Annotated in this window: 17 protein-coding genes; 9 read left to right on the top strand and 8 right to left on the bottom strand. The window is 40.0% G+C overall.

Translation table 11 applies throughout. The features are described 5' to 3' along the window. Nucleotides 1–120: 120 nt before the first annotated feature. The 3 genes from VXM68_RS03375 to VXM68_RS03385 are packed head-to-tail and all read right to left on the bottom strand — an operon-like array spanning nt 121 to nt 4,237. Nucleotides 121–1,296, bottom strand: a complete 1,176-nt coding sequence (locus VXM68_RS03375) for an acetyl-CoA C-acyltransferase (RefSeq protein WP_367210455.1) — start codon at nt 1,294–1,296, stop codon at nt 121–123. A 30-nt stretch (nt 1,297–1,326) separates the two neighbouring features. Further along, nucleotides 1,327–3,756 carry a 3-hydroxyacyl-CoA dehydrogenase NAD-binding domain-containing protein gene (locus VXM68_RS03380; protein WP_367210456.1) on the bottom strand — a complete coding sequence of 810 codons (2,430 nt, stop codon included), beginning with the start codon at nt 3,754–3,756 and terminating at the stop codon, nt 1,327–1,329. A gap of 40 nt (nt 3,757–3,796) precedes the next feature. Beyond that, a complete protein-coding gene (locus VXM68_RS03385; protein ID WP_294185295.1) occupies nt 3,797–4,237 on the bottom strand; it encodes a MarR family transcriptional regulator in 441 nt (146 codons plus the stop codon). A 275-nt stretch (nt 4,238–4,512) separates the two neighbouring features. Between VXM68_RS03385 and VXM68_RS03390 the strand changes: the two genes are divergently transcribed. Further along, nucleotides 4,513–5,475: a 2-oxoglutarate and iron-dependent oxygenase domain-containing protein gene (locus VXM68_RS03390; RefSeq protein ID WP_294185294.1), complete on the top strand. Its 963-nt coding sequence runs from the start codon at nt 4,513–4,515 to the stop codon at nt 5,473–5,475. A gap of 221 nt (nt 5,476–5,696) precedes the next feature. Here VXM68_RS03390 and VXM68_RS03395 read toward each other — a convergent pair whose 3' ends face one another. Both VXM68_RS03395 and VXM68_RS03400 read right to left on the bottom strand, forming a co-directional pair. Then, nucleotides 5,697–6,059 (bottom strand): MmcQ/YjbR family DNA-binding protein, encoded by a 363-nt coding sequence (locus VXM68_RS03395; RefSeq protein ID WP_294185293.1) that lies wholly within the window; start codon nt 6,057–6,059, stop codon nt 5,697–5,699. Between the two features lie 65 nt (nt 6,060–6,124). Then, nucleotides 6,125–6,679, bottom strand: a complete 555-nt coding sequence (locus VXM68_RS03400; RefSeq protein ID WP_294185292.1) for a thioredoxin family protein — start codon at nt 6,677–6,679, stop codon at nt 6,125–6,127. Between the two features lie 226 nt (nt 6,680–6,905). On the opposite strand from VXM68_RS03400, the gene VXM68_RS03405 reads away from it, so the two are divergent. From VXM68_RS03405 to dnaK, 4 genes are all read left to right on the top strand, one after another. After that, the gene (locus tag VXM68_RS03405; RefSeq protein ID WP_367210457.1) at nt 6,906–9,593 is read left to right on the top strand and encodes a TonB-dependent receptor; all 2,688 of its coding nucleotides are present in this window, start codon (nt 6,906–6,908) and stop codon (nt 9,591–9,593) included. Further along, entirely contained in the window at nt 9,586–10,029 is a 444-nt protein-coding gene (locus tag VXM68_RS03410; protein WP_367210458.1) for a hypothetical protein, read from the top strand. The genes VXM68_RS03405 and VXM68_RS03410 overlap by 8 nt, the downstream gene beginning before the upstream one ends. Before the next feature lie 29 nt (nt 10,030–10,058). Beyond that, the gene (locus VXM68_RS03415; protein ID WP_367211289.1) at nt 10,059–10,466 is read left to right on the top strand and encodes a GLPGLI family protein; all 408 of its coding nucleotides are present in this window, start codon (nt 10,059–10,061) and stop codon (nt 10,464–10,466) included. Between the two features lie 131 nt (nt 10,467–10,597). Further along, a complete protein-coding gene (gene dnaK, locus VXM68_RS03420) occupies nt 10,598–12,502 on the top strand; it encodes a molecular chaperone DnaK (protein WP_293957095.1) in 1,905 nt (634 codons plus the stop codon). 114 nt (nt 12,503–12,616) lie between these two features. Here dnaK and VXM68_RS03425 read toward each other — a convergent pair whose 3' ends face one another. From VXM68_RS03425 to VXM68_RS03435, 3 genes are all read right to left on the bottom strand, one after another. Beyond that, nucleotides 12,617–13,300: a TIGR02117 family protein gene (locus VXM68_RS03425; protein ID WP_294185288.1), complete on the bottom strand. Its 684-nt coding sequence runs from the start codon at nt 13,298–13,300 to the stop codon at nt 12,617–12,619. A 96-nt stretch (nt 13,301–13,396) separates the two neighbouring features. Then, nucleotides 13,397–14,308 (bottom strand): sugar phosphate nucleotidyltransferase, encoded by a 912-nt coding sequence (locus tag VXM68_RS03430; RefSeq protein WP_294185287.1) that lies wholly within the window; start codon nt 14,306–14,308, stop codon nt 13,397–13,399. A 134-nt stretch (nt 14,309–14,442) separates the two neighbouring features. Continuing rightward, nucleotides 14,443–15,984 (bottom strand): helicase HerA-like domain-containing protein, encoded by a 1,542-nt coding sequence (locus tag VXM68_RS03435; RefSeq protein WP_294185286.1) that lies wholly within the window; start codon nt 15,982–15,984, stop codon nt 14,443–14,445. Between the two features lie 234 nt (nt 15,985–16,218). On the opposite strand from VXM68_RS03435, the gene VXM68_RS03440 reads away from it, so the two are divergent. The 4 genes from VXM68_RS03440 to VXM68_RS03455 all read left to right on the top strand — a co-directional run bounded on the left by VXM68_RS03440 (nt 16,219) and on the right by VXM68_RS03455 (nt 20,965). Next, complete coding sequence (locus tag VXM68_RS03440; RefSeq protein ID WP_293957100.1) at nt 16,219–16,491, top strand: hypothetical protein; 273 nt, start codon at nt 16,219–16,221, stop codon at nt 16,489–16,491. Nucleotides 16,492–16,721: 230 nt separating this feature from the next. Next, nucleotides 16,722–18,263 (top strand): SulP family inorganic anion transporter, encoded by a 1,542-nt coding sequence (locus VXM68_RS03445; protein WP_293957102.1) that lies wholly within the window; start codon nt 16,722–16,724, stop codon nt 18,261–18,263. 208 nt (nt 18,264–18,471) lie between these two features. Further along, nucleotides 18,472–19,119 carry a carbonic anhydrase gene (locus tag VXM68_RS03450; RefSeq protein WP_293957103.1) on the top strand — a complete coding sequence of 216 codons (648 nt, stop codon included), beginning with the start codon at nt 18,472–18,474 and terminating at the stop codon, nt 19,117–19,119. A gap of 175 nt (nt 19,120–19,294) precedes the next feature. Continuing rightward, nucleotides 19,295–20,965, top strand: coding sequence for a glutamine--tRNA ligase/YqeY domain fusion protein (locus VXM68_RS03455; RefSeq protein ID WP_367210459.1), 1,671 nt, complete (start codon nt 19,295–19,297; stop codon nt 20,963–20,965). Nucleotides 20,966–21,349: the final 384 nt, after the last annotated feature.

Raw genomic sequence — 21,349 nt, forward strand, 5'->3', positions numbered from 1 at the left:
ATAGGGATCAGCAAATCACTGCTACGTGATGCTGCTGTCCACAATGTTTTTAAATACTTCTATGCGTTATGAGATCAGAGATCCATATTTCGTTTATATTGCTATTCTTAGCGGTTAATTTTAGTCCAATAACTCAAAAATACCAGCTGCTCCTTGACCAGTTCCGACACACATCGTCACCATGCCATATTTTTTGCCTCTGCGTTTCAACTCGTTTAAGACTTGGACCGTCAATTTAGCTCCTGTACATCCAAGAGGATGCCCTAAAGCGATGGCACCACCATTGACATTTACTTTCTCTTCGTCTAATCCAAGTTCACGAATAACGGCTAGCGATTGAGAGGCGAAAGCTTCATTCAACTCAAAGAGATCAATATCTTCCTGTTTAAGACCCGCTTTTGCCAAAGCCTTGGGTATGGCATAGATAGGTCCGATACCCATAATGCGAGGTGGAACACCTGCTACAGCAAAACTAACGAGCTTTGCTATAGGTTTTACACCAAGCTCTTTCACTTTTGCTTCAGACATCACCAAGACAAATGCAGCCCCATCAGAAGTTTGTGAGGAATTCCCTGCTGTCACGGAACCATTCGCTGCAAAAACTGGTTTTAATTTCCCTAAAGCCTCCAGGGAAGTATCGGCTCGAGGACCTTCATCCGTATCAACGACATATTCACGCGTTGCAATCTTGCCGTCTTTCAAATAATTTTCTTTTACGGTGATAGGTACGATACCATCTTTCAAATGACCATTTTGAATAGCTGCAACTGCCTTTTGATTTGATTTAAGGGCAAAAGCATCCTGATCTTCACGTGACACATTGTAATCCTTGGCTACAGCTTCGGCAGTCAATCCCATACCCCAATACCAATCGGGATGCTCTTTTGCCACGACAGGATTAGGCACAATTTTCCAACCTCCAAAGGGCATTCCGGACATCACCTCTACCCCACCGGCGATAATAACATCTGCCATGCCAGTCTTGATCTTTGCGACGGCTGTTGCAATAGTCTCCAAACCTGAAGCACAGTACCGATTAACGGTTACTCCCGGGACCTTATCCGTATCCAATCCCATCAGTGAAATGAAACGAGCCATATTGAGTCCCTGCTCCGCTTCCGGCATGGCATTCCCAACGATAACATCGTCTATATCTTCTTTATTTAAATTCGGCACAGTGGATACAAGATGCTTAATCACATCCGATGCTAAATCATCCGCCCGCATACAGCGAAATACTCCCCGAGGCGCTTTGCCTACTGCTGTACGAAATCCTGCTACTATGTATGCTTCCATTATTTTTAATTTTTTCGTGAGTAGTGATTTTTAGTTCCGTAAAGGCTTACCCTTGGTCAGCATAAATTGAATCCTTTCAAGCGTTTTGCGTTCGGCACAAAGCTCGAGGAAAGTTTTACGCTCTAGATCCAATAGATATTGTTCAGACACTTCGGTCGGTGACGATAAATTTCCACCACACATCACCCAGCCTAGTTTTTCTGAGATCTTTCGATCATAATCAGAGATATAATTACCTTCACGCATCGATGAAGCCCCCACATACACGATCCCTAATCCTTGGTTTCCTAAAACCTTGATATCATTGCGTGGAGCAGGCTGAACATAACCCTCATCAGCCAGTTCCAGTGCCTTTGCTTTGGCATCTGCCAAAAGGCGGGCACGATTCATGGTAATTGCAAATTTATCTTTCTGCAAATAGCCGAGTTCATAGGCTTCATAAGCAGAAGTCGAAACTTTCGCTTGCCCAATGGTCAGGAATTTATCTTTTAGGGTGTTCTGCACAATCTGATCCTCCTTAAATTCCTCCGAGGCACGTAGTGTAAATTCTTTGGTTCCACCGCCACCGGGAATAACACCAACGCCAAGTTCAACCAAGCCCATATAGGTTTCGGCATGAGCCTGCACAAAATCAGCATGCATGGAGAATTCACAGCCACCGCCGAGGGTCATTTGAAAGGGAGCAACGACTACCGGAATTGATGAGTACCGCAACCGCATCGATGTATTTTGAAAGGCACGGACTGCCATATTCAATTCATCAAAATCCTGTTCTACGGCCATCATGAAAATCATTCCGATGTTGGCGCCAGCGGAGAAATTTTTCCCATCATTAGAAACTACCAATCCGCGGTATTCTTTTTCGGCAAGATCGATTGCTTTATTCAAACCTTGAATCACATCGCCACCAATGGTATTCATCTTCGTGTGGAATTCACAATTGATAATACCATCACCGAGATCAATAATAGAAACCCCCGTATTTTTCCAGATTGTTTTACTTTCCCGAATATGATCCAATACGATCAGATCTTCCGTTCCCGGAATAGCTTTATAAGATTTGGTTGCAATATCATAATAGTGACGTACACCATTTTCAATTTTATAGAAAGATTCATGTCCTGCATCTAGCATTTCATGTACCCAGGGCGCAACTTCACCATTTTGACCTGGAAGTCGTTTTTCTTCTGCCTTAATTTTAGCTAACGTCTCACGAACACCTAAAGCATCCCATACTTCAAATGGTCCTAACTCCCAACCAAATCCAGCACGCATGGCATCATCAATACGGAAGAAGTTATCGGTTATTTCTGGGACACGGCGGGATACATATTCAAACAAAGGATAATGCATGGCACGGAAAAGTTCCGCCGCTTTATCGCTTCCTTGTTCATAGACTTTCATCCGCTTGCGGATATCCTCCACAGGCTTGGTGGCTTCCAAAGTAGCTGATTTCACTTTTTGCTGTGAGCCAAATTCCAGTGTTTTTAGATTTAGAGACAAAATCTCCGAATTACCATCGGCAGCTTTTACTTTTTCATAAAACCCTTTCTTGGTTTTCTCACCCAACCATTTATTTTCGACCATTTTACTGATGAAAGGAGGAAGTTCGAATACCCCTTTCGCTTCATCTTCTGGCGCATTTTGTGCCAGTCCATTAGCAACATTCACCAAAGTATCCAGTCCGACCACATCTGCCGTACGAAATGTTGCCGATTTAGGGTGTCCCATTGCGGGGCCGGTATATTTGTCGACCTCTTCTACTGTCAACCCCAAGGGTTCCACCAGATGAGTGACTGCCAACATCGAATAAACCCCGATACGATTTCCGATAAATGCCGGTGTATCTTTACACAGTACAACAGATTTACCTAACATCTTGTCACCGTATTTAAGAATAAAATCGACGACTTCCGGTTTGGTATGCGGTGTTGGAATAACCTCCAATAAAGGTAGGTAGCGGGGTGGATTAAAGAAGTGGGTACCACAGAAATGATCTTTAAAATCCCCACTTCTACCCGCTGTCATTAAATGAATGGGAATACCAGAAGTATTGGAAGTAATTAATGTTCCAGGTTTTCGAAATTGCTCAACACGCTCGAAAACAGATTGTTTAACATCAAGTCGCTCAACAACAACCTCGATAATCCAATCCACGTGGGCAATATCTTTAAGATTATCGTCAAAGTTTCCTGTTTTGATTCGTTTAACAAAAGACTTGCTATAAATTGGCGATGGATTTGCTTTTAAAGCCGTTTCTAAAGAACTGTTTACAATACGATCCCGAACGATCTTACTCTCCAACGTGAGGCCCTTGGCTTCTTCCGCTGGGAGAAGTTCACGTGGAACGATATCCAACAGTAATACTTCAACACCAATGTTAGCAAAATGACAAGCAATTCGCGAGCCCATAACACCCGAACCGAGAACTGCCACTTTTCTAATATTTCTGTTCATCATAACATATTTAGTATGCACTTCTGTACATTTGGTTTAAATTTTAAACGATTACTTCTTCCTTGTAGCTGTTTGCAAGATCATTTAGTTTTGCTAGCGAAGCAATCAATTGGTCACGCTCTTTTTCTGAAAAATTATCTGCCAGATATTGATTGAAATTACGCACGACATCTTTAGCAATTCTCCTCTTTTCACGACCTAGTTCTGTCAAATATACTTTGACAGATCTTTTATCCGTTTCGCTAGTCTCACGGTAAATAAATCCCAGCGACTCCAAATTATTCAACACCCGAGACAAACTAGTTGTTTTAACTCCCGTCAGATTTGCAATCTGGGAAACAGGCGTACCTTCTTTATGGATATTTATCAAAATATAACCCGCCGCTTGGGTAAAACCGTACTGCGAAGCGATTTGATTGTATTTATTGGCTATGGTCTGCCAGCCTGTTTTTAAAAAATAATCAATTGTCTGATTTTGGTTCATAAGCACACTCTCAAGCTATTTATTATGCTTGCATAACAAATATACTTGTTAGGAATTAGAATAGCAACAATCAACTTACAAATTTTGTCATATATTCGTCAGCATGATGACGGTTGATAAGTTAAGCGAAACTACGAACACCACTGAAATGTGGAAAACTTTTAAATACTGATATACAGAACGATACAACACAGCTCAAAACTTTTATTAACAACCTTTATGTAATAATCAAAATTAATTCCGTTAACTTTGTCCTAAACAAATATCAACACTGTATGGCTTTAGTAAACATACCGCGCTTGGACTTGCAGCATTACACACAAGGAACCCAAGAACAAAGAAATCAATTTATTCAAGATATTGGCAAAGCGTTTAACGAAACGGGCTTTGTAACGATTGCAAATCATGGTTTATCAAAAGATCTGATAGAGGAGCTGTACCAAGTAGTGCCTGAATTTTTCAGCTTACCTACTGAGACGAAGGAAAAATATGAGTTTCCGGAATTGGCAGGTCAGCGTGGTTATACAGCAAAAGGAAGAGAAAAAGCTAAAGATGCAAAGACTCCTGACTTAAAAGAATTTTGGCAGCGCGGCCAAACTATCGTTGGCGAAGAATATTCCAAAGCTGATTTCCCGGACAATCCAGAAGTTGCTGAAATTCCTCGCTTTAACGGCGTTACAGCTGAGGTTTATAAAAAGCTTGAAGATACAGGCCGGGAATTATTAAAAGCGATTGCGACCTACCTTGACCTAGAAGAGAATTACTTCGAAAAATTTGTTATCAATGGTAATTCTATTCTACGTGCGATCCATTACTTCCCTATCAATGATCCTGATGCCTTAGCGCCTGACGCTGTTCGTGCAGGTGCACACGAAGACATCAACCTCATTACGTTATTAATTGGTGCCAGTGCGGATGGTCTTGAAGTATTGACAAAAGATGGCGAATGGTTCCCTATTAAAGCCAAAGGCGAAGATATTGTTATTAATGTGGGCGATATGTTGCAACGATTAACAAACAATAAGCTGAAATCAACAACGCACCGTGTTGTCAATCCTCCACGGGAAAAGATGGGAACTTCTCGTTTTTCTATCCCTTTCTTTTTGCACCCAAAATCCTCCATGAGCCTGGCTTCACTAGCATCATGCATCGATGCAGAGCACCCTAAAGTTTACGAAGATTATACAGCCGGTCAATACCTGGATGAGCGGTTGAGAGAAATCGGATTGAAAATGTAACTGAATAGGCTACGTACCGTATATAAAAGTCCGTTAGTTAATTACTAGCGGACTTTTTTTATAAAATGAAGCGATTCGGGACCTGTCCGACGGCTGCACACTAGGCGCCCACCATTAGAGTAGGCAAACATTGGCCCCACAGTAGGCGAACAGTAGAGAATACTAGGGCTTTCACAAGCAAGATACGAATAGATGGCGAATAAGTGTTTAAGAAGGGGCTATCAACCGCCCTTGATCTCCTGCTTAATTTTAGTCGGCAAGCTTTCCACAATTAGACTATAACTATGCAAAATTAGTTCTTCAAGCTTTTTGTCATCCAGTTCTCGATTGGCAATAATCGTATTCCAATGTTTTTTATTCATATGATAGCCTGGTAGCACTGTTTGCTCGTACTTTTCACGCAATTCAACTGCTATTTCGGGATCACACTTTACATTAAACCGAAGTTCATCGATCTGATCCAGCCCAACCAATAAAAAAATTTTGCCGCCAATCTTAAATACAAGTGTATCCGGACCAAATGGAGTCTCTTCTACGACTGGACCGATCGATAAACAATAATCTCTTAAATCTTCAATGTTCATATTTTATTGGATTTAGCTTAACATCACATTACCAAACCATGACAAGGAAAAAAATGTACTTTCCCTTATTTTTCTAGCACTGACTGGATTTCCTGTTGAATGGCGACCCCTTTATCGGTATTATACCACTTTTGAATTTCTTCTTTAATTCCAGAAAAATCCATTCCCTGCTCTTTCAACTTCAAGAACAATTCCTGACAAGCTGCGGGGCGTGGTCCCCAGACAGCTAAATCTTGTCCATTTTCATCACGTATCACAAGAATCGGAATAGATTTTCCACCGTTAGTTAAATACGAATCTATTAAAAAGGGAGCGCTATCACGCAATTGGATATCGACAGTAACATTGGGATTTTGGGCTGCCATCTTAGCGAGCATCGGTACAGAATGCGCTGCATCCCCACACCAAGGCTCAGTAATAATAATCCATTGTTGCTTTTCTGCAATTGACTTCACAAACTGTTCAAAAGCGGAAGTTGGCTCAAATCGCCTTATCCAACGACCCATTCTGGCCCAATTCATTTTAGTGTATTGATAATATTCTTCATCTTGATAAGTGGGGTGATTCTCAGGATGGTTTAAGATATCTTCGAATAGTTGCAAGTAATTTTCAAAAGTCATAACATCAATTTTATGCAAAGGTAAATTTTACTTTCAACTTTCTCAACATACCTAGTGGCAACTGTCTGTATTGAATGCAATAAAAAAATAGAATGCTCCAAAACTCCCTTTAAAGAAATAAAGAATTGAAATACCGATACCATATACCAAAGATTTTACATTCAGAAAAGATATTTTACATTTATTAACGATTAAGTAAATTATATTTGAAGGATAACACCCGGACATGAAAAGATTAGTTCAATTACTATTTTTGCTATTTACCCTCATCAACAGCGCTCACTCGCAAATAAACATCAAGGGAAGGATTTTAGACAAGGCAGACGACAAGCCTCTAACTCATGCTTCCATTATTCTACTGAACCGCGATTCAGTCCTCCGTTATTTTAACCGCGCCAATGAAGAAGGAAGATTTCAAATTAAAAATATCAAACCTGGGAGTTACATTATGCTGGCCACCTATCCCAAGTTTGAGCTCTATAGTGATACGATTCAAATTGCAGACAAAGATCTCGACTTGCACGATATCAAAATAAATTCTCAAAGAAATGTTTTGCAGGAGGTGATTGTCACCCGTCGTCTTCCAATTACGCTCAAAGGTGACACTATAGAATATGATGCAGGAAGTTTTGCAACAGAAAAGAATGCCAAATTAGAAGATTTACTGCGTCGTTTACCTGGTTTCACGGTTACGGGAGATGGAAGTATCACGGCGCAGGGAAAATCAGTACAGAAGGTCTTTATTGATGGGGAGGAATTTTTTGGTTATGACCCTAAAATAGCCATTAGAAATGTACGGGCAGATGCTGTGGACAAGGTACAGCTTTATGAGAAAAAATCGGAGGAGGCCGAGCTTTCGGGCATCGATGATGGCGTAAGGATCCAAACGGTTAACGTTGTACTTAAGGAGAAAGCTCGAAAAGGTCTCTTTGGTAACATGGAGGCATTAGGAGGATCCCAAGGACTGTATGCTGGAAATCTCTTTGCTGCCAAGTTTAATAAAACCGAGCGTATTGGCATTACTGCCAGCCACAATAATATGGGTAGTTCCAGCGGTCGTGAGGGCTCTCTTCGAATGAACAACCAAATTACGGGCGAACCACTAAACACCAACCTTGGCGCCAACTATGAAAATCAGTTCTTGAAAAAAGCCCTAAAAGTAAACGCCAATTATGGTTACGATAACAGCAGTGACAAAAATCGTTCGGAAACGTACAATAAAAATGTGCTACCCGACGAATCTATTCAAGAAAAAAACAGTAAAAATTATAATGAAAGGCACAGCCGAAGTAATAGTTTCAGGTCAAACCTTAGTATGCGATTGGATTCCACACAACATATCGAACTTCAATCCAACGCCAATTGGGCTAACAGTGATAACCTTACCTATAACGACAGCAAAACAGGTGATGAATCAGGTAACCTGATCAGTGACTTTAGCGAGAACAATCAATCCAATTCTTCAAGCTCCAACAACAGTTTTCGCTTGAATTATAGAAAACGATTAAAAGCGGGTCGTTCTGTCAACCTTATGGTTGGGAATAGTCACAAAGAGTTAAATTCAGACAGTAAAGTAAATTCAAGAACTTATTTCTACAAAACAGGAGATAGTACCATTATTGACCAAAATCGATATGGTCAAAATAATGGTAATGATTTCTCTACCTCAATAAATTTCAATAACCGTATTAACGATTACGTCAATCTCGCTCTCGGCTATAGTTTCAATCATTCGAAGAATACAAACATACAGAGATCGATAAACAATATCACGCAAAAGTTTGATTCACTATATTCGCAAAATCAAATCGACAATAACTCCAATCAAGGTGTTAATATTCACTTTTCCTATCGCAGAGAAAAGTGGGAAATAAACTTTTCAAACCGTACGTTCTTTAAGAATCAAAAGTTAAGCGATAGTTACAGATCAATCGATCTCGCACGTAATTTCTGGGACAACAATTTAAATGTAGATGCCAATTATCGCCTTTCAAACAGCAAAAATTTACGTTTTGCTTATCAGAGTTCAAATATTATTCCGTCGTTTGATCAGTTACAGCCTTTACAGCCTCAGACCAATCCTTTGTTTCAACAAGTTGGTAATCCTGACCTAAAACGTGCCGTTAACAATAATATTACGGCCAATTATAATGCTTTCAGTTTATTAAAAGGAACCAATATTAATATCAACGGTAACTTATCTTTTGTGAACAATCCTATTGTTAACAAAACAACCATATTGGACAACTCGGCACAAATCAGTACTTATGAAAATCTATCCGGTAAATCCAACTGGAACGGCGGATTGAATATTAACCATATGCAGCCTCTGTCCAATCGACGTATCAATTTTAACAAAAGTGCAAACGTTAGGTTTAACAATAGTTATAGTTATACCAAGTTTGAAGGGGGGCAATCCGGCGGCGAGTTTCTGCTGAACAATGCAAAGAACGCCAATTTTAGCCTAGGGTCGAGCTTAAACGAGCAAGATTCAGAAGGATTTGATTTTGACTTTTCTGCAAATGCGGGCTTTAATATTCAGCAAAATTCAATCAACACACAGTTCAACGCTACAAGTTTTCAAGGCGGAACTTCTACCTACGTTAAATACTTCTTACCCAAAAAGTTTAATATTGTAGCAAACATTTTCTATAGCTACACAGGACCAACGAAACTTTATAAGAAATCAATCAATCAATTTTATACCAATATCGAATTGGAGAAAAAAGTACTGAAAGATGAGAGCATGACGCTAAGTGTAAAGGCTTTTGACATTTTCAACACATTTAATAATACACGCCGTAGTGCAAGTGACACCAACTATTCCGAATCTGTTCAACAGGTATTGACGCAGTATTTTTTGGTCGGTGTAAAATGGGATTTCAACAAATATCTAGGGAAAGGAAATGATTAAAAAAATATATTTAACTGTTCTGATCTGCTGTATGTGCGGATTATCGCTTCAGGCGCAATATGCCTATTTTGGAAGCAGAGGCACGATCAGTTTTGATAAGGTCACTTATACAAAAGCGCGCCTGCGGCAGATGTCAAACGACATGAATCCGAAAGGGATGGACAGAGATGGAGGAATACTGGACTATCTGGATAAAATGCCTGATTCGCACACAGAAAAATTGAAATTGTACTTTGATGAGAATTCAACGGTATTAATGCCCGAGGAAAATGTGGGAAGTGAAAAGCAAAGTAACGCAATAAAAATGACTGCACCGAAAGCTACTTCTGCCAATGGTCGAGGGGGCAGATTTCAGGGGCAGCTCGATCTGGCCCAACCCCGAGAGGACAATTTAGAGGTGGAGCTAAAAATGGTAAAGTCCTTTATCAGGATCTGAAAGCAGGCACCGCAGATATTCAGCTTGATATTGACGAGAAATACATTCTTTCGGAAACACTGGATAGCATTACTTGGCGGTTCACCGAGGAATACCGAAATATTGCCGGTGTAAACTGCCGCCGGGTAAATGGTGCCACCAAAGATTCATTGTATCTGATTGCCTATTATTCGGAAGAAATCCCTGTCTCAGCAGGACCGGCCTTAAGTCACGGTCTCCCTGGGATGATAATAGGTCTCGTGATTCCTGAAATGCATATTCAATACTGGGCTACAGCTATTGAATATACCAATAAACTTGTGCCTTCTGAGTGGCGGGATAAGAAATCAAAAAAAATGGAACTTAATGAATTCTCGGAAATATTTGGCAGATATATGCCACGCAATCGACAAAACGAGTCAGCAAAAAAAAGGATTTTAGAGCAACTGGTGTATTGAAAATGTCAGTTTGGCAGTACCTAAAGACAAATAGATGACAAATAGTGATTTTTTTAAAAAAAAGTTGGATTGGCATAAGGGTTGATAATAGAGTGATAGATTTGTTTAAGTAAAAAATTAAAACACAAGATATGTCTAAAATTATAGGAATTGACTTAGGTACTACAAACTCATGTGTTGCCGTAATGGAAGGTAACGAGCCTGTAGTAATTACGAACAACGAAGGTAAACGTACAACTCCTTCGATCGTAGCTTTCGTAGAGGGTGGCGAGCGCAAAGTTGGGGACCCAGCAAAGCGTCAAGCAATTACTAACCCACATAAAACTATTTATTCCATCAAACGTTTTATGGGACTTTCATACGATGAAGCGTTGAAAGAAGCTGAACACGTACCTTATAATATCGTTAAAGGTGACAATAACACACCTCGTGTAGAAATTGACGACCGCAAATATACACCACAAGAGATCTCTGCTATGGTTCTTCAAAAAATGAAGAAAACAGCTGAAGATTTCTTAGGTCAAGAAGTAACTGAAGCTGTTATTACAGTTCCTGCGTATTTCAACGACGCACAACGTCAAGCAACCAAAGAAGCTGGTGAAATCGCTGGTTTATCTGTAAAACGTATCATCAACGAACCTACAGCAGCAGCTTTAGCGTATGGTTTGGACAAAGCACACAAAGACATGAAAATTGTTGTGTTTGACTGTGGTGGTGGTACTCATGACGTTTCTGTACTAGAATTAGGTGACGGAGTCTTTGAGGTTAAATCTACTGACGGTGACACACACTTAGGTGGTGATGACTTTGATAACGTAATCATCAACTGGTTGAATGAAGAATTCAAAAGCGAAAACAATGGCTTTGACTTGAAAAAAGACCCAATGGCATTGCAACGTTTGAAAGAAGCTGCTGAGAAAGCGAAAATTGAGTTATCAAGCGCAACTTCTACTGAAATCAACTTGCCATATATCACTGCTGATGCAACTGGTCCAAAACACTTAGTTCGTTCATTGTCTCGCGCTAAATTTGAGGCTTTGGCAGCTGACTTGATTAAGAGAACAATTGCTCCTTGTGAGTCTGCATTGAAAAATGCTGGTTTCAGCAAATCTGATATTGATGAAATTATCTTAGTAGGTGGTTCTACTCGTATCCCTGCAATCGTTGATGCGGTAAAAGCATTCTTCGGAAAAGAGCCTTCTAAAGGTGTAAACCCGGATGAAGTTGTCGCTTTAGGTGCTGCTATCCAAGGTGGTGTATTGACAGGTGAAGTAAAAGACGTTTTATTATTGGATGTAACTCCACTTTCATTGGGTATTGAGACAATGGGTGGTGTGATGACTAAATTGATCGAAGCAAATACAACAATTCCAACTAAAAAATCGGAAACGTTCTCTACTGCTTCAGACAATCAGCCGTCTGTAGAAATTCACATCTTACAAGGTGAGCGTCCTATGGCAAACCAAAACCGTACAATCGGCCGTTTCCATTTGAATGACATTCCACCAGCTCCTCGTGGCGTTCCTCAAATCGAAGTTACTTTTGATATTGATGCGAATGGTATCATCAAAGTATCTGCGAAAGATAAAGCTACTGGAAAAGAACAAAATATCCGCATTGAAGCATCTTCAGGTTTGTCTGATGACGAAATCAAACGTATGAAAGAAGAAGCTGAAGCTAATGCTGATGCTGACAAAAAAATGAAAGAAGAAGCTGACAAAGTAAATGCAGCTGACGCTTTAATCTTCTCAACTGAAAAACAATTGAAAGAATATGGCGATAAAATTTCAGCAGATAAAAAAGCGCCAATTGAAGCTGGCTTAACAAAACTAAAAGCTGCTTACGAAGCGAAAAACTTTACTGATATCGATGCTGCTTCTGAAGAATTGCAAAATGCTTGGAATGCTGCCTCTGAAGAAATGTATGCTGCTTCTCAAGGTGGTGCACAACAACCTCAAGGTGATGCAGGTCAAGCTCAAGGTGGAAACCAAGGTGGTGATGATGTAACTGACGTAGATTACGAAGAAGTGAAGTAATCACTCCTCCCTATAAAAAAAGCTCCGGGACATTAATCCTGGAGCTTTTTTTATTTTAACCCTGTCGCTTATCGATTTCTCAACATTCAACAACTACTTTTTATACGCTTCGAGCTATTGCTTGTTTTTATAGTGACTTAATATTCCTTTATCGAATGTAGCCCATATTCCAGCGGGCATTGCAGCCTTCTTTAAGGCATTATTTGTCCAGGTATTGCAGGAATAAAACATACTATAGGCACCTTTCGCTTCATAAAATGCATCTGAATCCCCATATTGTGCATTTGTTTTTACCAAAATAGCTTCGTTTTGATTTCCGTCTAATGATTGTTTGATATATTGTATCAAATCATGATATTGTGACCTACTGATCTGGTAAGAAAAACATAATTCATCTTCCTGAACGGTATTATAATAGGTCACATGAATGGCGGACTCGCCTAATCCGAAAGCAGCGATGAATGCGGTCGAGGCTTTTAGATCCTTCCATTCGGGCGTATCCAAATAAAATCCTTTGTCCCCCCAGCCGATCCCAACATATTGGTATCCGTGATGTTTTCCGGTCGTATTTTCATAAGGAAACAATTGCGACCAATCCATCTCTTCATTGACGACCGGTAATACAATATCGGTATGAACGCCATTCGATTTGACAAATACCTGCACTGTCCTATCTCCGTTGATTTCTTTTCGCGGTGCTGAAATGCGCGACAAACTGTATTCCGCGACAATATAAAGCACGCAAAAAGAAAACAATCCTAAAATAAAATAACCTAACACTTTAAGAACTTTTTTCATCTAAGATCTATTTCTACTCATTAATCTACCAAACGGGGTAAAAAAAACCTGTATTGCTGGCAATACAGGTGAAAGATAAACTATTTCTTTTAGCTCTTAAAATAACTTTTCAGGATAGACTCCATCCGCAACCAATTTTGATATTGATTCTTGTACAATAGGTTTATCCTCTTTATAGGTTACTCCAAACCATTTCGATGAAGTTGGAATTACTTTGAAATCCGCCAACTTATGTTTAACCATATAATCAGGTACGGAAGGAATAAAAAATTCAGCTTTTAAATTTTCTTTGTTTTCATCAACAAAAGCAGGGAACATCGCTTGTGCTACTTCGAAAATTTTTGGTGTAAAACCCCAAAAGTTCATTGAAACACGCGTTTTCGGATCAAGATCCGTTTCCACCCCATTTTCCTCGTACACGATTTTGCGGTTATCCCCTTCGCCTTTATAATATATATTTGTCCGTTCAGTTACACTTTCCATATGGCCAGAAGGCGTCACCTCACATACTCCACGCGAGACATAACCATAATCAGACATGGTATTTCCAACCTGAAAACCCATTAATGACATCTGCTGGTCAGAAACCTCGGTCGTTAAGAATTCAGCCATTTTTTGAAAAGAATCGGCCCCGTAAAAATCATCTGCATTGATGACACAAAATGGTTCCTTAACTTTATCTTTGGCACTCATCACCGCATGTGCTGTACCCCAAGGTTTAGTTCTTTCAATCACATGATTGACACCAAATTTCGTTAGGTCAAAATCTTGAAAAGCATAATCTACTTCTATTTTACCCTTCAATTTTTCATCAAATACTGCTTTCATTTTTTCCAGAAATTCTTCCCGGATAATGAATACAACTTTTCCAAATCCTGCGCGAATGGCATCGTAAATTGAATAGTCAATAATTGTCTCGCCGTGTGGGCCAAAACCATCTACTTGTTTTAAAGAACCATACCGGCTAGCCATTCCTGCTGCCAAAATCAAAAGGGTTGGTTTACTCATATTTAAATTGCGTTAATAGAATTTTCTTCTCGTGGGTAAACTTAGCTAAATTTGCCTTTAAAAGCAAATTTCGGCAAGCTCAGTGCTACCCTCAAAGGTATAGTATTGAAACGAAAAAGATCAAAAAATTAGTATTATTTCTTTTTTAAGAATGCGTTTAATAATCCCGCCGCTAATTTGCCCAAAAACTTCACCCCTTCGCGCGCTAAAGTCGTTGTAGCAGTTCGTTGTGCGGCTTCCAAAGGAGTCTGTCTTCGAGAAGTGGGCCGACTCGCTTTTTCCGCTTTTTTTTCCTGGGCCGCGCGTTGTTCTTCCTGTGCTGCCGCCTGGATTCGTTCTTCTATGATTTCAGCCGCAGAGCGATTTTCTTGCCGCTCTTGGTATTTAACTTTTAAATCAGACTGATTGATCATTTGTTGGATTGTTGCGCCACTTGCAGGCCCCATCACGGCACGGGCAGGTACCAAATGCGTAGCAACAACCTCTGTGGGGATACCTTTATCATTCAATACGGTAATCAATGCCTGCCCTGTCCCTAAGGAGGTTAAGACTTGATCAATTTCATAAAAGTCGGATTTGGGATATGTTTTAACAATCTTCTTTAAGTTTTCAGCATCGTTGGGTGTAAAAGCACGCAGGGCATGTTGTACGCGATTTCCCAACTGCGCCAATACAGATTCTGGCACATCGGTTGGGGACTGTGTACAGAAGAACACCCCGATCCCTTTCGATCGAATAAGACGAATGATCTGATCAACCTGTGTGAGAAAGGCTTTAGGAGCTCCGTTAAACAGTAGATGGGCTTCGTCAAAGAAAAAGACAAGTTTAGGTTTGTCCAAATCGCCAACCTCAGGCATATTTTTAAACAGCTGTGCCAGTAAGCTTAACAAAAATGTAGAATAAAGTATGGGTTGGTCTTGTACATCGGAGATATTTAATAAGCTAATCACGCCCTTACCATCTACCTTTTGAAACAAATCGTTGATGTCAAATTCTCTCTCACCAAAAATATGCGCTAGACCTTGCTGTTCCAATGCAACGATCTTACGTAAGATGGTTCCCGAGCTGGCGGAGCTAATCTTACCGTAATCATTTTTTATCTCTTCGCTACCCGGTCCTTCCGAGAGGTAGGTAAGCAATTTCTTCGTGTCTGAAAAATCGATCAAAGGCATTTGTTGATCCTGCGCATATTTAAACATAGCCGCTAATACGCCCGTTTGCGTTTCATTGAGCTCCAGTATCCGGCCCAGCAATACCGGTCCAAAGTCCTCTACAGTCATCCGCATAGGAATTCCTTTGTTGCCAGAAAGTGAGTACAATTCAACGGGAAACGATGATGGCTCAAATGGTATGCCCACAGCACTTCCGCGGTCAATAAGTGCCTGATTAGTCAGTCCTGGCTCTGCTAAACCTGATAAGTCGCCTTTGACATCCAGCATAAATACAGGTACAGCGGCATCCGACAATTGCTCGGCGATTAACTGTAACGTACGCGTTTTACCTGTGCCTGTAGCGCCAGCAATAAGTCCGTGACGGTTCATCATTTTCAACGCCAAATTCACTTTTGCTTCAGATTGAATTTCCCCATTCAGAATCCCTGCACCCAGATAAATGAATGCTCCTTTGGGGTTATAGGATACCTTTACTTGCTCAATAAATTGTTCTTTATTTGCCATACCTAAGGCTTTAAATGTATAAATCAATAAACATTGAAAAACGTTTCATAAAAATAATTTCTTCGTCACAATTTAGTGCCAAAATATATTTTTTAGTGCACTATTAATTTGAATTTAACATGGAATTGCTATTTTTACGATGTAAAACAGTAAAACTAAAGGTAATAAAAAATGTTAAATAAGCGGTTTAGATTTGTGGCAGCGTTCCTTTGCGCGATCATCTTTTTCACAAAGATGGCTATATCTATTTCACCTATTTTTTCCAATAGTTTAGATCAAAGTACAATCTTACAGGTTGTTTTACAACTGGAAATCGAGAACAATAATGGCGCGAGTAATGATACACTCGAGACGGCCTCAAAATTTTTCAATACGAAGTCAGAAGAACCTATTGTATTCGAAACTATAATCGTTGAGAACCAAGGAAAACAAAAGAATTATCTTAAAAATGAGAAAAGCATTCTAGCTTTTCATCCTACGGTTCCAACACCCCCTCCTAACGTATAATGACATCCTATCGGGATGTTTTCCTATCGACCTGCACGCGAAAGAAAAAGCGTGTACGCATTCTTGATTTTTCTTAAGCATTCTTTACGCTGGCACGATCGGTCTATTGTTGACCTTTTGAGTGCAGTGGGTGCGTTGATGCTCCGGGACAATAAGCTCTCGATGCGTTATTGCTGCAGCTATTGATAGTTGCTTAATGAAAACTTTATTTACAGATAAACACAAATTTTATGTTTGGAACTCGTACGTCGGCTTTTCTAAAATTATCGAAAAGAGACTTAAAATATGACTTCCCTGCTAGTGTTGTGGTGTTTTTGGTGGCACTTCCATTATGTTTGGGAATTGCAATGGCCTCAGGTGCGCCATTGTTTGCAGGATTATTGACAGGTGTAATTGGTGGAATCGTGGTCGCTTCCATCAGTAAATCACCACTCAGTGTAAGTGGACCAGCTGCCGGTCTAACTGTTATAGTCTTAGGTGCTATTCAAAGCCTAGGTGCATATGAAACCTTTCTACTTGCCGTCGTTATTGCTGGCATAATACAAATCATTCTGGGTATATTAAAAGCTGGAATGATAGGCAATTATTTCCCCTCAGCAGTCATTGTAGGGATGCTTGCGGCAATCGGTATTACGATTATCATGAAACAAATTCCTTTAGCATTGGGTTTGGTGGAATCACATGCCTTTGAAGTGAACAATGGGCATGGTATCGGTGCTTATTTTGACACGATAGTCTCAGCAATCAACTTTGGTGCATTGACCATCTGTGCGCTGTCTTTAGCGATTCTTATCTTTTGGCCAGCGATTCCAAAGCTCAATAAAGTTCCAGCCCCGTTGGTGGTGGTAATTTTAGGTGTCAGCTTAGCTTACCTTTTCAACGGATCAGCATTCCAATTGCATGAAAAGCAATTTGTTTTAGTTCCGGTTGTAGGTTCTTTCTCGGAGTTCACGGGTTTATTTACACTTCCGGATTTTACACAGGTAGTGAACAAAGAGGTGTGGATTGCGGCGTTTACCATTGCGATTATCGCTAGCCTTGAAACCTTATTGAGCATCGAAGCTGTGGATAAAATAGATCCTTACAAAAGAAATACACCAACCAACCGCGAACTTGTTGCGCAGGGAATCGGTAATATGACCAGCGGACTTTTAGGGGGCCTACCCTTAACATCTGTTATCGTTCGCTCATCGGCAAACGTCAATGCGGGAGGAAAAACGAGACAATCTGCCATTATGCATGGTCTTTGGCTTTTGGTCGCTATGCTGGCAATCCCGACAATGCTAAATATGATTCCACTAGCCTGTCTAGCCGCCATTCTCCTTCATACAGGATATAAATTAGCAAAACCAAGCCTGTTCACCTCCATGTACAAAAAAGGTTTAGATCAATTTATCCCATTTTGTGTTACCATTGTAGCCATTGTTTTTACCGATTTGCTGATGGGGGTAGGTATAGGAATTGTCGTCGCAACCTGCTATATCTTGAAAGCAAATATGAAAAATGCGTTTAAATACAATATTGAAAGAGACAACGACGAAGATAAAGCTATCATTACATTAGCTGAAGAAGTATCATTTTTGAATAAAGTTCCTATTCAACAAAAATTATACAGCTTACCAAAATCGATCAGCAAGATCCGCATTGATGGGACATTCAGTAAATTTATCGATAAAGATGTTATTGAAGTCATCAAAGATTTTGAACAGAATGCAAGAAGCAAAGGAAAAGACATTGAACTTTTGCAGGTTGTTTATAAAAAGCCTTCCTAGCACCAAAACATTCATCATTGGATAGAAGCTTTGCCAGAGATCATAGTGTATGAAAGATCCTGTCGGGACGGCAGTGGTGTTTCATTGAGATCAGGAACAGTTATTCAATGAAAATAAGTTGTTTGAAGTAAACAATGAATTTAGACATTTGTATATACTAGCATAAAATAGAAACGATGCCTGCGGGCAAGAGTGAAATAAGAAAAATATGGAAAATAAAGATTTAATAATCGGATTTGACAATATCATTAAAGGGAATAAAGAGTGGATGGAATTTGTGAAAAATGACGTAACAGGGCGTTTCCAGCAGCTTGCCAAAGGGCAGAATCCAGAAATTCTTTGGATCGGCTGTGCAGATAGCCGAGTACCCGCTAATGAATTGACAGGCACAAAGCCGGGCGAGGTATTTGTACACCGTAATATTGCCAACATGGTTATTCACTCTGATATGAGTATGCTGTCGGTGTTAGACTATGCGGTCAATGTTTTAAAAGTAAAACATGTCATTATCGCGGGCCACTACGGTTGTGGTGGTGTAGCTGCCTCTCTAAGCCGCAAGCAATATGGTATTATCGACAATTGGCTTGGCCATATCAAAGATGTATATCGCTTACATAGCGCTGAGATTGATGCGATTGAAGAGCACGAAGAAAAAGTAAATCGCTTAATCGAACTTAATGTAAAAGAGCAAGTTTTTAACCTTTGTTCCACCTCAATCATTCAAAATGCATGGAAAGAACGTAATGATCTTGCAGTGCATGGTATGATTATCAATATCGGTACTGGAGAATTGATCGACCAGCATTGTACTTTCACCAACAATGATGAGCTTGGCGAAATCTTCTCGTACAAATAGCATAGTCATAATAATCGGTATAAAGGGGCAAATTGCCCCTTTTTTATGCTAGATCCAAAGGTGATTAACAATGCGCTTTATAGGCTCTACAGTAAGCATATCCCACTGTTTATTCTGAACCGAATATCTACGATCTCCTAGCAAATATCTCGTCGCGAATAATTAACTTTGTACTATGAGTGAAGAAAAATCATTAAATTTTATCGAGGAAATTGTCGAAGAGGATCTTCGTACAGGAAAGCATGGCGGACGTGTATTGACACGTTTCCCTCCTGAGCCAAATGGTTACCTCCACATTGGTCACGCCAAATCCATCTGCTTGAACTTCGGATTAGCCCAGCAGTATAATGGCAAGACTAATCTACGTTTTGATGACACTAACCCTGTCACTGAGGATACGGAGTATGTTGAAAGTATCAAGAAAGATATTCAATGGCTTGGATTCCAGTGGGCAGCGGAATTATATACTTCAGATTATTTTGAGACATTATACAGCTATGCCGTTGAACTAATAAAAAAAGGTTTAGCATACGTTGACGATAGCACAGCTGAAGAAATTGCAGCAGCAAAAGGTACTCCAACAGAACCGGGAGTGCCAACGCCTTACCGCGACAGGCCTATTGAGGAAAATCTAACCTTATTCGCAGCAATGCGTGCCGGTAAATACAAAGACGGCGAAAAAGTACTTCGGGCAAAGATCGATTTAGCTAGTCCGAATATGCATATGCGTGACCCTTTGTTGTACCGCATCAAACACGCTCACCACCATAGAACTGGCGATCAATGGTGCATCTATCCGATGTATGATTTTGCACACGGGCAATCCGATTCTATCGAGAAAATTACACATTCGATCTGTACATTGGAATTTATCCCACACCGTCCACTTTATGATTGGTGTATTGATAAATTGGAGATTTTCCCTTCTAAACAATACGAATTTGCACGTTTGAATATGACCTATACCGTCATGAGTAAACGCAAATTGCTGCAATTAGTTAATGACAAATTTGTTGAAAGCTGGGACGATCCGCGTATGCCTACAATCTCAGGATTACGAAGAAGAGGTTATACACCTGCGAGTATCCGCAACTTTTGTGAGAAAATCGGTGTTCAAAAACGCGAAAATATGATCGATGTCAGTCTTCTGGAATTCTGCATCCGTGAGGATCTCAATAAAACGGCATGGCGCAGAATGGCTGTTCTAGATCCGATCAAATTGGTGATCACAAACTATCCTGAGGGCCAGGTAGAGGAACTTATCGGTGAAAACAATCCAGAAGTTGAAGGTGGTGAAGGCTCACGCTCCATTCCATTTACAAAAGAACTTTGGATAGAACGCGATGATTTTATGGAAGATGCGCCAAAAAAATTCTTCCGTTTAGGCCCTGGGCTTTCTGTGCGTTTGAAACATGCTTACATCGTCACCTGTCACGATTTTGTGAAAGATGAAAATGGCAAAATAACGGAAGTGCATTGTACATATGTTCCAAATTCTAAATCAGGAGAAGATACTTCTGGGTTGAAAGTAAAAGGAACAATCCACTGGATCTCGGTTCCACATGCGAAAGAAGCCGAAGTGAGATTGTACGACAGATTGTTCAATGATGAAAACCCTGCTGCTGCAGAAGATTTTAAAGCATCGATTAACCCAGAAAGCTTGCATGTTATTGAACGCGCTTATATTGAACCTGATCTAACACATGCAACTCCAGGAAAGGGTTATCAATTTATACGACTGGGGTATTTTACCTTAGATACGCATTCTACCCCTTCCCAATTAGTCTTTAACCGTACGGTTACACTGAAAGATTCTTGGGGTAAAGAGGTCAAGAAAAATGCATAAAAGATTTATTCTTAACTAAAAGAGGTCGGAAGTGATTCCGACCTCTTTTAGTTAATGGGATTTTATTATACCACACATGGACCTAACGTTGACATTCTTCCTAAAAAAATTTCGAAGCACCACCAATTTCTTCACATCGCTTTTTTAAATTACGGAGCACTATAAAACATGAGATCATCCTAAACTTTTGCTTTTCCTCCAACAAGTAATATAGCCTTCAAAAATTCAGGCTTTATTCAAGACTGACAAATAATATACCCCCAGAGTCAAAACATACACAGCTGTGTTTTTTTGACAATAATTTATAAAGGTACGTCATGTACACTACTCCGAGCATTATATCATTCATTTTTCAACTTGATTATCGTCACTCTTTTGCCTTGA

The sequence above is a fragment of the Sphingobacterium sp. R2 genome, from assembly GCF_040760075.1.
In the GTDB taxonomy this organism is placed as follows: Bacteria; Bacteroidota; Bacteroidia; order Sphingobacteriales; family Sphingobacteriaceae; genus Sphingobacterium.

What these genes read in the sequence shown, in the direction of transcription:
- VXM68_RS03440 (WP_293957100.1), top strand. Translation starts at nt 16,219, where the DNA reads ATGGCTATATCTATTTCACCTATTTTTTCCAATAGTTTAGATCAAAGT.
- VXM68_RS03405 (WP_367210457.1), top strand. Translation starts at nt 6,906, where the DNA reads ATGAAAAGATTAGTTCAATTACTATTTTTGCTATTTACCCTCATCAAC.
- VXM68_RS03400 (WP_294185292.1), bottom strand. Translation starts at nt 6,679, where the DNA reads ATGACTTTTGAAAATTACTTGCAACTATTCGAAGATATCTTAAACCAT.
- VXM68_RS03395 (WP_294185293.1), bottom strand. Translation starts at nt 6,059, where the DNA reads ATGAACATTGAAGATTTAAGAGATTATTGTTTATCGATCGGTCCAGTC.
- VXM68_RS03380 (WP_367210456.1), bottom strand. Translation starts at nt 3,756, where the DNA reads ATGATGAACAGAAATATTAGAAAAGTGGCAGTTCTCGGTTCGGGTGTT.
- VXM68_RS03385 (WP_294185295.1), bottom strand. Translation starts at nt 4,237, where the DNA reads ATGAACCAAAATCAGACAATTGATTATTTTTTAAAAACAGGCTGGCAG.
- VXM68_RS03445 (WP_293957102.1), top strand. Translation starts at nt 16,722, where the DNA reads ATGTTTGGAACTCGTACGTCGGCTTTTCTAAAATTATCGAAAAGAGAC.
- VXM68_RS03450 (WP_293957103.1), top strand. Translation starts at nt 18,472, where the DNA reads ATGGAAAATAAAGATTTAATAATCGGATTTGACAATATCATTAAAGGG.
- VXM68_RS03390 (WP_294185294.1), top strand. Translation starts at nt 4,513, where the DNA reads ATGGCTTTAGTAAACATACCGCGCTTGGACTTGCAGCATTACACACAA.
- VXM68_RS03375 (WP_367210455.1), bottom strand. Translation starts at nt 1,296, where the DNA reads ATGGAAGCATACATAGTAGCAGGATTTCGTACAGCAGTAGGCAAAGCG.
- VXM68_RS03410 (WP_367210458.1), top strand. Translation starts at nt 9,586, where the DNA reads ATGATTAAAAAAATATATTTAACTGTTCTGATCTGCTGTATGTGCGGA.
- VXM68_RS03435 (WP_294185286.1), bottom strand. Translation starts at nt 15,984, where the DNA reads ATGGCAAATAAAGAACAATTTATTGAGCAAGTAAAGGTATCCTATAAC.
- dnaK (WP_293957095.1), top strand. Translation starts at nt 10,598, where the DNA reads ATGTCTAAAATTATAGGAATTGACTTAGGTACTACAAACTCATGTGTT.
- VXM68_RS03430 (WP_294185287.1), bottom strand. Translation starts at nt 14,308, where the DNA reads ATGAGTAAACCAACCCTTTTGATTTTGGCAGCAGGAATGGCTAGCCGG.
- VXM68_RS03455 (WP_367210459.1), top strand. Translation starts at nt 19,295, where the DNA reads ATGAGTGAAGAAAAATCATTAAATTTTATCGAGGAAATTGTCGAAGAG.
- VXM68_RS03425 (WP_294185288.1), bottom strand. Translation starts at nt 13,300, where the DNA reads ATGAAAAAAGTTCTTAAAGTGTTAGGTTATTTTATTTTAGGATTGTTT.